The 13,979-nt window shown below is 57.5% G+C and carries 12 protein-coding genes; 8 read left to right on the forward strand and 4 right to left on the reverse strand.

Annotation, left to right across the window (positions count from 1 at the left end; translation table 11 throughout):
- The first annotated feature begins 11 nt into the window (after window positions 1-11).
- Entirely contained in the window at window positions 12-1,013 is a 1,002-nt protein-coding gene (locus PRJ_RS20385; protein ID WP_014591984.1) for an NADP-dependent oxidoreductase, read from the forward strand.
- Window positions 1,014-2,594: 1,581 nt separating this feature from the next.
- Here PRJ_RS20385 and pyrF read toward each other — a convergent pair.
- Window positions 2,595-3,296, reverse strand: coding sequence for an orotidine-5'-phosphate decarboxylase (gene pyrF / locus PRJ_RS20400; RefSeq protein ID WP_010952851.1), 702 nt, complete (start codon window positions 3,294-3,296; stop codon window positions 2,595-2,597).
- 183 nt (window positions 3,297-3,479) lie between these two features.
- Between pyrF and PRJ_RS20405 the strand changes: the two genes are divergently transcribed.
- On the forward strand, window positions 3,480-3,647 hold the full coding sequence (locus tag PRJ_RS20405) for a DUF2897 family protein (protein WP_010952850.1): 168 nt from the start codon (window positions 3,480-3,482) through the stop codon (window positions 3,645-3,647).
- Window positions 3,648-3,683: 36 nt separating this feature from the next.
- On the opposite strand, the gene PRJ_RS20410 is transcribed toward PRJ_RS20405, so the two are convergent.
- Window positions 3,684-4,019: a helix-hairpin-helix domain-containing protein gene (locus PRJ_RS20410; protein WP_104962321.1), complete on the reverse strand. Its 336-nt coding sequence runs from the start codon at window positions 4,017-4,019 to the stop codon at window positions 3,684-3,686.
- Between the two features lie 429 nt (window positions 4,020-4,448).
- On the opposite strand from PRJ_RS20410, the gene wecB reads away from it, so the two are divergent.
- Entirely contained in the window at window positions 4,449-5,591 is a 1,143-nt protein-coding gene (wecB, locus tag PRJ_RS20415; RefSeq protein WP_104962322.1) for a non-hydrolyzing UDP-N-acetylglucosamine 2-epimerase, read from the forward strand.
- Between the two features lie 458 nt (window positions 5,592-6,049).
- The gene (locus PRJ_RS20420; protein WP_104962323.1) at window positions 6,050-6,325 is read left to right on the forward strand and encodes a DUF3077 domain-containing protein; all 276 of its coding nucleotides are present in this window, start codon (window positions 6,050-6,052) and stop codon (window positions 6,323-6,325) included.
- A 200-nt stretch (window positions 6,326-6,525) separates the two neighbouring features.
- Here the strand turns inward: PRJ_RS20420 and PRJ_RS20425 are convergent, their stop codons facing one another.
- Entirely contained in the window at window positions 6,526-7,239 is a 714-nt protein-coding gene (locus PRJ_RS20425) for a hypothetical protein (protein WP_104962324.1), read from the reverse strand.
- A gap of 192 nt (window positions 7,240-7,431) precedes the next feature.
- On the reverse strand, window positions 7,432-9,096 hold the full coding sequence (gene pgi / locus PRJ_RS20430) for a glucose-6-phosphate isomerase (protein ID WP_104962325.1): 1,665 nt from the start codon (window positions 9,094-9,096) through the stop codon (window positions 7,432-7,434).
- 334 nt (window positions 9,097-9,430) lie between these two features.
- Between pgi and kdsA the strand changes: the two genes are divergently transcribed.
- The 4 genes from kdsA (at window position 9,431) to PRJ_RS20450 (ending at window position 13,966) form a co-directional block, all read left to right on the forward strand.
- Window positions 9,431-10,273 (forward strand): 3-deoxy-8-phosphooctulonate synthase, encoded by an 843-nt coding sequence (gene kdsA / locus PRJ_RS20435; RefSeq protein WP_104962326.1) that lies wholly within the window; start codon window positions 9,431-9,433, stop codon window positions 10,271-10,273.
- A gap of 649 nt (window positions 10,274-10,922) precedes the next feature.
- Window positions 10,923-12,032, forward strand: a complete 1,110-nt coding sequence (locus tag PRJ_RS29870) for an acyltransferase (protein ID WP_158682569.1) — start codon at window positions 10,923-10,925, stop codon at window positions 12,030-12,032.
- A gap of 475 nt (window positions 12,033-12,507) precedes the next feature.
- Complete coding sequence (locus PRJ_RS20445) at window positions 12,508-13,299, forward strand: ABC transporter permease (protein WP_104962328.1); 792 nt, start codon at window positions 12,508-12,510, stop codon at window positions 13,297-13,299.
- Between the two features lie 88 nt (window positions 13,300-13,387).
- The gene (locus PRJ_RS20450; RefSeq protein ID WP_256597865.1) at window positions 13,388-13,966 is read left to right on the forward strand and encodes an ABC transporter ATP-binding protein; all 579 of its coding nucleotides are present in this window, start codon (window positions 13,388-13,390) and stop codon (window positions 13,964-13,966) included.
- Window positions 13,967-13,979: the final 13 nt, after the last annotated feature.

Below are 13,979 nucleotides of genomic sequence, written 5' to 3' on the forward strand. Positions count from 1 at the left end.
AAGGACCCGCCATGACCCAGACCAACCGCCGCTTCCTGCTTGCCAAACGCCCGGTCGGCGCCGTGCGCCGTGACGACTTCAGCTTCGAGACCGTACCCGCCGAACAACCCGGCGAAGGCCAGGTACTGGTGCGCAACCTGTACCTGTCGCTGGACCCGGCCATGCGCGGCTGGATGAACGAAGGCAAGTCCTACATCCCGCCCGTGGCCCTGGGCCAGGTAATGCGTGCGCTGGGTGTGGGTGAGGTGGTTGCCTCCAATCACCCCGGCTACCAGCCCGGCGACCACGTGAGCGGCGCCCTCGGTGTGCAAGACTACTTCACCGGCGAGCCCCAGGGCCTGCACAAGATCGACCCCAAGCTGGCCCCCCTGCCCCGTTATCTGTCAGCCTTGGGCATGACCGGCATGACCGCCTACTTCGCCCTGCTGGAGGTCGGCCAACCCAAAGCTGGCGACACCGTGGTCATTTCCGGCGCGGCCGGTGCGGTGGGCAGCATTGTCGGGCAGATTGCCAAGATCAAAGGCTGTCGCGTGGTCGGCATTGCCGGCGGGGCCGAAAAGTGCCAGTACCTGAAGGACGAACTGGGCTTTGACGGCGTGATCGACTACAAGGCCGAAGACGTGCTGGCCGGCCTGAAGCGCGAATGCCCCAAAGGCGTGGACGTGTACTTCGACAACGTGGGCGGCGATATCCTCGATGCCGTGCTGACGCGCATCAACTTCAAGGCACGCATCGTGATTTGCGGCGCGATCAGCCAGTACAACAACAAAGAAGCGGTGAAAGGCCCGGCCAACTACCTGTCGCTGCTGGTGAACCGCGCGCGCATGGAAGGCTTTGTGGTGATGGATTACACCAAGGACTACGGCAAGGCCGCGCAGGAGATTGCCGGCTGGTTGGCCAGTGGTCAGGTGAAGAGCAAAGAGGATGTGGTGGAAGGGCTGGAAACCTTCCCGGAGACCTTGTTGAAGCTGTTCAGCGGGGAGAATTTTGGCAAGTTGGTGTTGAAGGTTTAAACGCCCCTGCACGCCACCGATGGCCCGGCACAGGCCCTTGTAATCGGGTTCACCCGCGAAAGGGCCGGGCCTGCCGGCCAATTTCCACCGGCCGTCCACCGTTGCCGCCGCCACCGTATTCGCGGGTAAACCCGCTCCTACACGGATCGGGGGCGCAGCCACATCAATGGTTCGACACAGGCATCGGTGGCCCGAAAGGGCCAGGCCTACCGGCCAATCTCCACCCGCCGTCCACCGTTGCCGGCACCACCGTATTCGCGGTGACACACATCGATGGCTCGGCACAGCCCGTCGTAGGAGCGGGTTCACCCGCGAAAGGGCCAGGCCTGCCGGCCAATTTCCACCGGCCATCCACCGTTGCCGCCGCCACCGTGTTCGCGGTGACACACATCGGTGGCTGGGCACAGCCCGTCGTAGGAGCGGGTTCACCCGCGAAAGGGCCAGCCCTGCCGACCAATCTCCACCCGCCGTCAACCGTTGCCCCCGCCCCCGTATTCGCGGGGGACACACATCGCTGGCTCGACACAGCCCGTCGTAGGAGCGGGTTCACCCGCGAAAGGGCCAGCCCTGCCGGCCAATTCCCACCAGCCGTCCACCGTTGCCGCCGCCCCCGTATTTATGGGGACACACATCGATGGCCCGGCACAGCCCGTCGTAGGAGCGGGTTCACCCGCGAAAGGGCCAGCCCTGCCGACCAATTACCACCGGCCGTCCACCGTTGCCGCCGCCCCCGCATTCGCGGTGACACACATCGCTGGCCCGGCACAGCCCGTCGTAGGAGCGGGTTCACCCGCGAAAGGGCCAGGCCTGCCGGCCAATTTCCACCAATCGTCCACCGTTGCCGCCGCCACCGTATTCGCGGGTAAACCCGCTCCTACACGGATCGGGGGCGCAGCCACTTCAATGGTTCGACACAGGCATCGGTGGCCCGAAAGGGCCAGGCCTGCCGGCCAATTTCCACCAGCCGTCAACCGTTGCCGCCGCCACCGTATTCGCGGTCACACACATCGATGGCTCGGCACAGCCCGTCGTAGGAGCGGGTTCACCCGCGAAAGGGCCAGCCCTGCCGACCAATCTCCACCCGCCGTCAACCGTTGCCCCCGCCCCCGTATTCGCGGGGACACACATCGATGGCTCGGCACAGCCCGTCGTAGGAGCGGGTTCACCCGCGAAAGGGCCAGGCCTGCCGGCCAATTTCCACCGGCCATCCACCGTTGCCGCCGCCACCGTGTTCGCGGTCACACACATCGATGGCTCGGCACAGCCCGTCGTAGGAGCGGGTTCACCCGCGAAAGGGCCAGGCCTGCCGGCCAATTTCCACCCGCCGTCCACCGTTGCCCCGCCCCCGTATTCACGGGGGACACACATCGATAGCTCGACACAGCCCGTCGTAGGAGCGGGTTCACCCGCGAAAGGGCCGGGCCTGCCGGCCAATTTCCACCGGCCGTTCACCGTTGCCGCCGCTACCGTATTCGCGGGTAAACCCGCTCCTACACACGGATCAGGGGTGCAGCCACATCAGGGGTTCGACACAGGCATCGGTGGTTCGGCACAGGCCCTTGCTGGACAGCCGCAGGTTAATTACCCACGGATCTCCGCTACCACCGCTGCCAACGCTTGCGCAGGGTCTGCAGCCTGGCTGATCGGCCGGCCGATCACCAGGTAGTCCGAACCAGCATCCAGTGCCTGACGCGGGGTGAGGATACGGCGCTGGTCATCCTGCGCGCTGCCCGCCGGGCGAATGCCCGGGGTCACCAATTGCAACGAGGGGTGCGCCGCCTTCAGTGCCGGGGCCTCGAGCGCCGAGCACACCAAACCGTCCATACCCGCTTTTTCCGCCAGCGCCGCCAAACGCAGCACTTGCTCCTGGGGGTCGACATCCAGGCCAATGCCGGCCAGGTCTTCACGCTCCATGCTGGTCAGCACGGTCACGCCAATCAGCAACGGCTGCGGGCCGCTGCGCTTGGCCAGTTCTTCACGGCAGGCCGCCATCATGCGCAGGCCACCGGAGCAATGCACGTTGACCATCCACACGCCCATCTCGGCGGCAGCCTTTACCGCCATGGCGGTGGTATTGGGAATGTCGTGGAACTTGAGGTCCAGGAACACTTCGAAGCCCTTGTCACACAGGGTTTCGACAATGCCCGAAGCGCTGCTGGTGAACAGCTCCTTGCCAACCTTCACCCGGCACAGCGCAGGGTCAAGCTGGTCAGCCAGCTTCAGGGCGGCCTCACGGGTAGGGAAATCCAGGGCGACGATCAGGGGCGTCTGGCAGGCGGACATGGGCAGGGTCTCTTGGCAAGTCGAAAACGGCGCGCATTGTAAACGAAGTGGCGCAGGCTTTGGGGCCCGCAGGTCACGGAATTGGCCCAACAAGGCCTGGCACCTATAATTGAACCAACGGAACGGGCAATTGCTCAAAATTCATGTAACCGTTGCCCACGGCCCGATCTAAGGAGAACGACAATGCCCTGGTATGCCTGGCTGATACTCATCATAGCCCTCGGCTCGATTGTCGGCGGGTTGATGCTGCTGCGCGACACGGCCAAGAAACTGCCGCTGACCGAAGAACAACTGCGCAAGGTCCATGAGCGTAATGCCGAAGCGGATGCCAAGGACGCGCAGGACCGCTAAAGGCCGGGCCAGGGCATCACCCCGGCCCCTGCCCGCTTACTCCACCATCACCTTGTCCCGGTTGCGCTCCAGCAACGCATTGCCTATCCCCTTTATCTCCAGCAGCTCATCCACCGAAGCAAACGGCCCATTGGCCTCACGGTAGGCCACGATAGCCTCCGCCTTGGCCTTGCCAATGCCGTTCAGCTCCTTTTGCAGGGTGAGTGCATCCGCCGTGTTCAAGTCCAGCCTTGGCGCCTGCTGGGCCTGGGCCTGGGCCACCACCGGCACCGGTTCGGGCATAGCCATGGTGCTGGCCGGGGCGGCGCTCAGGGAGAACGACAGACTGGCGAACAGCGGCAGCAGCAGGTACGACAGAACGTTATTGCGCATGGTCAACACTCCTTGGGTTGGTCATTTTCCAGCAACCGCTTTCCTTCGGCTGCGCAACCAACCCTAGCGGGTAACCCGGCCGCACAATACCCAACTACCCCGGCGAATGGTTACCGAATCGGTCAGCAAAACGCTCAACTTCGCCCACCCACAAACCGTGGCCGTTTCCGCCCCGCTCGGCCCGGCCCTGAACGCACAAGACCCTGGCCTAGTGCCTGTAGCCAAATCCCCGTTTGTCCGATACCCGCTGCCCACCACTGCCCGGCCATTCTCCTACAACGCCCGCCGAACAAGGCCCGCCCGGTAAACCGCCCTCCCCCCAGTCGGTAAGCCTCCCCCCGACAAACTGGCACGCCATTGCCCGCCTGCTAGATTTTTGAGCAATGGAAACCGGCCTGCTTCAAGGACCCGAGCAAGAGGATCACTGCCGTGCCCCTCAAGACCCTGACTGTTTTCGGTACCCGCCCAGAAGCCATCAAGATGGCCCCGCTAGCCCTGCAACTGGCCCAGGACAGCCGCTTCGAAGCCCGCGTGTGCGTCACCGGCCAGCACCGGCAAATGCTCGACCAGGTGCTGGAGCTGTTCGGCATCAGCCCCGATTACGACTTGAACATCATGAAAGCCGGCCAGGACCTGACCGGTGTGACCACCGCCATCTTGCAAGGCATCCGACCGGTGCTAACTGCGTTCAAGCCCGACGTGGTGCTGGTGCACGGCGACACCGCCACCACCTTTGCCACCAGCCTGGCGGCCTACTACCAGCAAATCCCCATTGCCCATGTAGAAGCCGGCCTGCGCACCAACAACCTGTATTCACCCTGGCCCGAAGAAGGCAACCGGCGCCTGACCGGGGCCCTTGCCGCGCTGCACTTCGCGCCCACCGCCACCTCGCGCGACAACCTGTTGCGCGAAGGCACCGACCCGGCGCACATCTTCACCACCGGCAACACCGTGATCGACGCCTTGCTGGAGGTGGAGCAAAAGCTGCAAAGCCCCGCGCTGAAGGCCCGTTTCGCCAGCCACTTCAGCTACCTGGCAGCCGAACGCCGACTGTTGCTGGTCACCGGCCACCGGCGCGAGAACTTTGGTGGCGGCTTCGAGCGCATCTGCCAGGCCCTGGTGCAGACTGCGCGGCAATTCCCCGAGTTGGACGTGGTGTACCCGGTCCACCTCAACCCCAACGTGCGCGAGCCGGTCAACCGGCTGTTGGGGGATGTAAGCAACATCCACCTTGTCGAACCGCTGGATTACCTGCCGTTCGTTTACCTCATGACCCGAGCCTATGTGATTCTGACCGACTCGGGTGGCATTCAGGAGGAAGCACCGGCCCTGGGCAAACCGGTGCTGGTGATGCGCGACACCACCGAGCGCCCAGAAGCCGTGGCGGCAGGTACGGTCAAGCTGGTGGGCACCGAAGTGGCATCGATTGTGCGGGCGTTGAGTACCTTGCTGACCGATGAGGCGGCGTATCGCGAAATGAGCTTCGCCCATAACCCCTATGGCGATGGCAAAGCCTGCGCGCGCATCCGCGAAGCCCTGGCCACCTGGAACACCCCCCACCGCTCAATGTAGGAGCGGGTTCACCCGCGAATACGACAGCCGCGCCCTCCCCTGAACCCCCAGTAAAAACTGGCCAGCAGCCCCCCTTCCGCGTGCCCCCCCAACAACAGTCAACAATCACCGCGAAGATATTTGCCTTGGAATGCACATTCCTCACGTCAGACTTTCCTGAAACCCCGCCCCACCTCTTCAGCTCGGACAACCAAGCGAACTATCCTACGCGCCAGTCAGAAGCAGCTGAATTGTCGGGGAAATGCCTCAGGGATAACGTCACCGGGTCGCCATGTTGGTGACCGGGCGTGAGAACCCGTTGTGCACTGCTGCTCTACTGTTCAATGGCAGCCATTCGCGGGCAAGCTTCGGCTTGGCCGTTTTCAGTGCATCGGTTTCTCACCCCGCGCAATGGCTGCCACCTTTGTCCGTGAGAAAGATCGAGGTGGTGGGTTCTGTCAACGCACTGGGTTCTCACCATGAAAAACCACAACCAATCCCCCCTCCTCACCGCAGGCATCGAAACCTTCCTCGAAGCCGGCAACCCCACCCTGGACCTGCTGCGCGTCCAACCCGGCATCCCCGTCGATGACGCCTATGAACACGTCTCCGTCCTGCTGGGCTACTGCAAGCACTTGGTACGCGAAGGTGACATGGAAGACGACCACAAGATGCTGGGCGCAGCGGATTACCTGCTGGCCACCGCAAAAGCCCTGATGAACGACATCGAGATTGCGAAAAACAGGCACCACTGAAGGGAATGACGCGAGACCAGGCGAGGCTATGCCTCGCTTGCCGTCAGAAGAAATGGGCTTCATCAGGCCAGACGTGGCGAGGGCAAACCACTGCATTGGCCAAGCCCCCCCCACACTGTGGGAGCGGGCGCGCCCGCGAACACCGGCACCGCCGGTGCCATCCACCCCATGCCTACGAGATCACAACCCCCACCCGCCGCTCAAATCTCACTGCGCGGATAAACACTGATAAACGCCGAAATGGCAATTGCATCCCCATCATCCACCTTCACCCGCGGGCTCTGCCCCGAGCGCTTGATGTCAGAGGCAAACTCAGCGGTCTTGAATGCCTGCTCAAGCTCGTCACCGCCCACCCCGGCATAAACGACCACCTGGGTACCGGTATTGTGCTTCTGCAGAGCCAATTGCTTGATCTGAACCTGCACACCCGCCTTGGTCAGCGCAACGGCAATTTCCTTGGCAAAGCGCACAGCTTCCTTGTCATCTTTGTGGATATTCAGCAACACCACCGGCGCCAGCGTCTTAGCCTTCAGCTCGCCCGCCAATGCCTTGAACGCATCATGTGCCTGCGGCGTCAGCGCTCGGGGCTTCAGGCTGGCTTCCAGCTTCAACCGCCCGGCCCGCTCGCGCTCAAGTTCGGCCCTGAGCGCATCGTTCTGCTCCATGAGCTGCTCGATCTCCAGCCTGGCCTGCACGTCCGACTCCTGGACAACAGTAACCACCTGCGCCCCCCGCGAAACGGGCACTTCGGTTTGCTGGCTTTTTACATCCGAGGTCATATGGGCAATGATCATCGCACTGGCGGCGATCAGCGCAGCGATTACCGCAGTGGCAGAGGCTATGGCATGGATAAGGCTGGCTGTGTCTGCTGAAATATCAGGCATAAACAACTTCTTGAGGTTAAGGATTTTCATCGTTTCACGTTAAGGGAGACGCGCCGTAATTGGCACGCCTCGATTACTCATAGCGCTTCAAAAAGCGAGCGTCACCATGGCAGAGGCTATACATTTGAATGACTTACGATAGCATTTAAACGATAAAAACTCTGTTCGGCTTCAAGCTTACGCCTACCTACACCCGTTAAAGACTCTTGGCGCTAGGAAGAATCAACCCCGGTGCCGACTGCGGAAGTGGTTGATCAGTCCCTGCGTGGACCCATCTTCAGCATTCTCTTCAACGCTCCCGTTCAAGCGCTGATAGACCCCCTCACCTAACTCCTTACCGAGTTCCACGCCCCATTGGTCAAACGCGTTGATGCCCCAGATAACGCTTTGAACGAAGACTTTGTGTTCGTACATGGCTACCAAGGCACCCAAACGTCGTGGGCTGATGCGCTCGACCACCAAGGTATTACTCGGGCGGTTGCCTGGAATTACCTTGTGTGGTGCCAACCTTTCGATATCTGTTTCGCTCAAGCCTTGGCCACGCAGTTCAGCTTCGACCTCATCACGCGTTTTGCCCAGCATCAACGCCTGGCTCTGCGAAAGGCAGTTGGCGTACAGCCACTGGTGATGGTCCGCTACGGGATTGAAGCTCACTACTGGTACGATGAAGTCAGCTGGAATCAGCTGAGTGCCTTGATGCAAAAGTTGGTGGTAGGCGTGTTGCCCGTTGCAGCCAACACCGCCCCAGATTACCGGCCCGGTCTCAGTTTTGACGGGTGTGCCATCCTGCAAAATACTCTTACCATTGGACTCCATATCCAACTGCTGTAAGTGTTTGGTGATGTTGCGCAGGTAGTGATCATACGGCAGGATCGCGTGGCTATGCGCCCCCCAGAAGTTGCCGTACCACACGCCCAGCAAAGCCAGCAACACGGGCATGTTTTCACTGAAAGGCGCGGACTGGAAATGCTGGTCCATGGCATGCGCACCAGATAACAGTTCCTTGAAATTTGCAGTACCGATCGCCAGGGCAATCGGCAGGCCGATTGCCGACCACAGCGAATAACGTCCACCCACCCAATCCCACATTGGGAAGATGTTTTCCTCTCGAATACCGAAAGCTAATGCAGCAGACTTATTGCTCGAGACGGCGATGAAATGACGATAAAGTTCAGCCTCCGTACCACCCTGCGCCAAGTACCACGTACGCGCTGCGGTAGCGTTCTTCAGGGTTTCAAGGGTGTTGAACGACTTCGACGAAACGATAAACAACGTGGTTTCAGCGCGCAGATTGGCAGACAGCTCATGGAACTCGCTACCGTCGATATTTGCGAGATAGTGGCAGCGCACGCCACGTTGGGCATAGGGCAGCAACGCTTCGGAAACCAGCTCAGGGCCAAGGAACGAACCGCCAATTCCGATATTGACCACGTCAGTAATCGGTTTTTCGGTGTAGCCGCGCCACAGACCATTGTGGATACGACCGACCAAATCGGTAATCTTGTTAAGTACCTTGTGCACCTCAGGAATGATGTCCACCCCGTTGATATACAGCTTGTCAGCCACCGGCCGGCGCAATGCCGTGTGAAGCACCGGACGACCTTCGGTAGCGTTGATGACCTCACCGCCGAGCATCGACCGGATCGCACCCTGAAGGCCCACCTCGCTGGCCAAGTTCACCAACAAGTCACGAGTCTGGTCGGTGATCAGGTTTTTCGAATAATCCAGGAACAGGCCGCAGCTACTCAGGGAGAATCGGTCGAAACGATCGACATCGTTGCTAAAGGCTTCACGCATACTGAAGCCTTGCATGGCATCGCGGTGTTGCTGAAGCGCCTTCCAGGTTGGCAAAGCAGTGACATCGTGGGGTGTACGGTAAAACGCCATTGCAGGGAGATCCTTGATGCTGGGTGATGCTTGAACCCAGCAGTCATTGCCAGGTTCAGATTCGGCGCCATTATAGGCATTGAGCACGCGTGGGAAAGGGAAAAGCTCGAATGATTAGCTTTTAAGGGCGAGGAAAAGCCCGTTTCTTCTGGTGGAGAAACACCCTAAATCAGATGTATTACGCTCAGAGCTGCCCTGATCCGCCCATCTCAGTAAACCCTGATCAACCTGGCAAAAAATTGTAGAATCGGATCAACCACGCGTAGCGAGGGAATGCTGCTTACCCCCTCGCCACTCCCTATGGGCCCCTCCCCATGGACATATTGAGTAAAAAATGATCAGAATCACCCCCACAATCGAATGCTCGAACTTGGTTCCTTTTGTCCTGTTCGGTGGAATCAACGTCCTTGAGTCCGAAGACCTTGCCCTGAAAGCATGCGCGGAATACGTACGCGTTACAGAGAAGCTGGGCATCCCGTATGTTTTCAAGGCCAGCTTTGACAAAGCCAATCGCTCTTCCATCCATTCCTTCCGCGGCCCAGGCATGGAAGAAGGATTGCGCATCTTTGAAAAGGTGAAAGCTGAGTTCGGCGTCCCGATCATCACCGACGTTCACGAAATTTATCAAGCTGCTCCGGTTGCTGAAGTGGTTGATGTGCTGCAGCTTCCTGCCTTCCTTGCGCGGCAAACCGACCTTGTGGTCGCGCTGGCCAAGACTGGCAAACCTGTCAATATCAAGAAGCCCCAGTTCCTTAGCCCATCGCAAATGCAAAACATCGTGCACAAATTCAAGGAGGCTGGTAACGACCAGTTAATTCTCTGCGATCGCGGTACTTGCATGGGCTACGACAACTTGGTTGTAGACATGCTTGGCTTTGGCGTGATGAAGCGCATGTGCAATGACCTGCCGATCATTTTTGACGTGACGCACGCCCTGCAGAATCGCGACCCATCCGGTGCTGCTTCCGGCGGCCGACGTGAGCAGATCGTCGATCTTGCGCGCGCAGGCATGGGCGTGGGCTTGGCTGGCCTATTCCTGGAAGCGCACCCGAATCCGGATCAGGCCAAGTGCGATGGTCCTAGCGCACTTCCATTAGATAAGTTGGAACCGTTCCTCGCGCAGATCAAGGCGCTGGATGACCTGGTCAAATCTTTCCCGCCGCTGATTATTTCTTGATTGGATCCAGAGTAGTCCAAAGCCAGCCTAACCACCATTGACTTCTTTTACGCGATTTTCAACAGATGCTCCTAAATGATGAGGTTAAGCTAGTTACCTGCTGAAGCCTCATCATTTTGGGATGGTGAAAAGTGAAAAAGAGGCGATTTTACACATTCGAGCATTGATGGGGCACTTAAGCATAGTTCATAAAATATTGCTTAAGGCAATATATCATTGGGCCATATATGACGTGCCGCGCTTCAGCGCCTCTTGATCTCGCAGGAGATAATGGTCCGACGACGACCAGCGGCGCTAGCAGCTTGAATGCCCAGAGCCCCCCCCCCTCCACCTCATCGGACGACGGGCTCAGCTCCTCGTATCAGTTACACGTAGACTTTTCCCAGCCCTGCTGAATCCTCGCTGCCCCATGGTGCATCTGCGCAAGGAACTGATCACCAAGCCCCGTAAGCCGCTCACAGATCATTTCCTCTTGATAACGTGGTCTTACCGTGTAAAAGTTGAAGATACTGGAGACGCCTTCGAGAAATGCTGGATTGCATTGAAAGTAAAGGGCTGGAGCTTTGGTTGAGCGGAAGCCGCTTACCTTACTGGACGATTGAAAGGTGAAGAGTTCAGGATCTTGGCCTGACAGCATCAGAATCGACCAATGTTCCAGGAAAAGATGAATAGCTGTCATGAACTGCTTTTTCACCCCAAGGCCATTCAGCCAAAATCATTAAACAATGTAACGCAAAATTTAGTTGGGGTTTATTTAATGGGGTCTCGCTACTCTAAAACTGCCTCTCTTCCAAAGACAGTTAACCACAAAAACCTTCACATGGTATCATCTTGGATTGAAATGGAATCCAATTCAATCCTAGAGCTTGGCCTGGACATCAAACTAACCAAGGCAAACATCACAATTGGCGAAGGATCCGAACTTAGAATTGGTGGCATGAGCGAGATTCGCGGACGAATCATCGTTGCGCCAGGGTGTAAGGTTATTATCGGCGAGGGGCTAATCTGCAACGGCGACATAAAAATTCATGCATCCGAAAACAGCAATGTAATTATTGGAAAAGACTGCCTATTTGCCAACCCTCAACTACTCTCATCAGACATGCATTCAATTTTCGCCGAAAATGGAGAGCGCATCAACTACTCTCGAGATATCCTTCTTGGCGACAGGGTCTGGCTTGCTACCAATGCGTTAATTCTTAAGGGCGCGCAAATTTCGAATGACACCGTTGTAGGAGCCGGCGCAGTTGTAAGCGGTCGCCACCCAAGCAACGTCGTAATTGGCGGAAACCCTGCAAAAATTATTAAGAGCGGGATCACTTGGTCTAGATTTCTTGTAGCAGGTAGGCCGGTTCAATTTGGAGATAATTTCTCCCAAAGTTCGCTTAGCTTAGCCGCCCGCGAGTCAAGACATAAAGATGTTTTAGCTATGGGCATGGCAGCATGGAGCCATTGGAGCGAAATGGACATAAGCAACCACTACATCTTTTACTACCTAGCCAAAAGTCTTCTATTAACAGCCTTCACCAAAGGAAACTCATCCGCCATTGTAAATGGATATGCAATTAGCTTGCGAGACATTTATGATTGCTTAATTCTATCATTTGAGCTAACAAACCGCCGAAACTTTCCGTGCGCGGCCTACGCCTACTTGGCTGCACAAATGCTAGGCCTTTCAGATGGCACGAAGTCTTTGTATAACGAAGTAAAGCAATCCTGGAGTCATATTGACGGAAGCAATTTTAAATTCAGCGGCTAGAATGCTCGACATCATTGCTTAGAATAAAATTTCAACCCCACATAGCGCCAGATCGAACACTGAGGGCGCCCAAGCCTGAACCGAGCAACACGAGATAGCGTAGCCCCTACGCCAAGCCCCTGATCGAAGCAGCAACAACATAGAAGCTAGCGAAACAGCGGAGCGCTCGACCAGGCGCTCCACGCCCTTTGAGTCCTTCGCACCCCAAGGACAAAACGAATTAACAGTTGCAAAAAAAACCCATGAATGGTATGGCGCTTACGCCATTCGTCTTAAAAATAGACAGCGAGCCAGAACTTTCCTTCGTTATTGGTGTACCTCTCTTGACGCTCATGCCTCCTGACGCTTACCCTTCTGCCCCTTACGAACAGGGAAGTTTCCGGAATATCCGCGTGAAATAGCCCGCAGGACGGGACTTTCCTGAAGATGAATTCCGGCGTGCCTAGGCGCGCCGCATTGTTTTGCGGTCGCAATCTTGAAGCCTCGTTCGTCTCTGCAGATCCAGAAATCCGTCATCTTTGCCCTTGTCCTACGCGAGGCGCGTGCTCGTGTCGGCGACACACGCCTAGGCGCGCTGTGGATGCTACTCGAGCCCCTGGTTCACCTCCTTCTTTTTTCTCTGCTGTTCGCACTGATACGAGGCCGTACCGTTTCCGGCGTTGAATACCCGGTATTCATTTTGGTTGGCCTAGCCCCATTCCTGCTCTATCGCAATACCGCCCTACGTTTAATGGACAGTCTTCGCGAAAACCGTTCGCTGTTTGGCTACAAACAGATCAAACCACTCGATACATATATCGCACGCGTTATTGTCGAGACCTGCATTGCCGTCACCGTTTACACCATGCTGCTGTTTGGGTTCGCATGGGTAGGCTTCGATATGTCGATCAAAAGCCCATTGCAATGGGTCGCCACCTTGCTGTTAGGCCTTATGTTTGCGCTTGGATTGGGCATGCTTCTAGCGCTTATCACTCACGCCCTTCCTAGCATAAAAATCGTTATTCGCATGGCGTTCTTTCCACTGTATTTCATTTCAGGTGTGCTGGTTCCTGCGTCTTACCTACCCCAGGCAATGATGCCTCTGCTACTGCTGAACCCGTTCCTGCATATCCTTGAACTGATTCGCGCCGAGGTGCTGCCTCATTACACCCCGGTGGATGGCGTGTCCGAGACCTATGTCATCAGCTTCACATTGATTTTGCTGTTCCTATCTCTGGGAGCCTACCGCGCCCGCAGGATGCACCTGATTTCCACGAAAAACGGTTAAGTACAGGCCAAACGTGTTCGAGCTTAGAAACGTAACCAAGTCGTATCTGACACCCAACGGCCGACGGTATGTCTTCCGCAATCTCTCAATGGCCATACCGCCAGGGAAAAACATCGGACTTATAGGACGCAACGGTGCGGGCAAGTCGACGCTTATGCGCCTGCTCGGCGGCGCGGATGTGCCCGACTCTGGCACAATTGTCACTGATCGCAGCATCTCCTGGCCAGTTGGCCTGACAGGCGGCTTTCAAGGCAGCATGACAGGCCGCGACAACGTGAAGTTCGTGTGCCGTATTTACGGCGCAATTGGCGACGCCATGCGCGAAAAAATTCGATACGTACAAGAATTTGCAGAAATTGGTGACTGGATAGACGAACCGATCAAGACATACTCCTCCGGCATGCGCTCACGCCTAGCGTTCGGCCTGAGCATGGCATTCGACTTTGATTACTACCTGATCGATGAAGTGATGTCGGTGGGTGATGCGCAGTTCAAGCGCAAATGCGCAGAAGTTTTCAAGGAGAGATTGCAGAAGTCAAACGTCGTCTTAGTCTCCCACTCCATGCCGGAAATTGAAAAGTTATGCGACATCGTTCTGCTGGTACGTGATGGCGGTATCCAAATCTATGACGATGTCGCTGAAGGCATAAAAGCCTATAACGGATGACCCTTCCTTTCCA

It is taken from the genome of Pseudomonas sp. XWY-1 (assembly GCF_002953115.1).
GTDB lineage: Bacteria > Pseudomonadota > Gammaproteobacteria > Pseudomonadales > Pseudomonadaceae > Aquipseudomonas > Aquipseudomonas alloputida.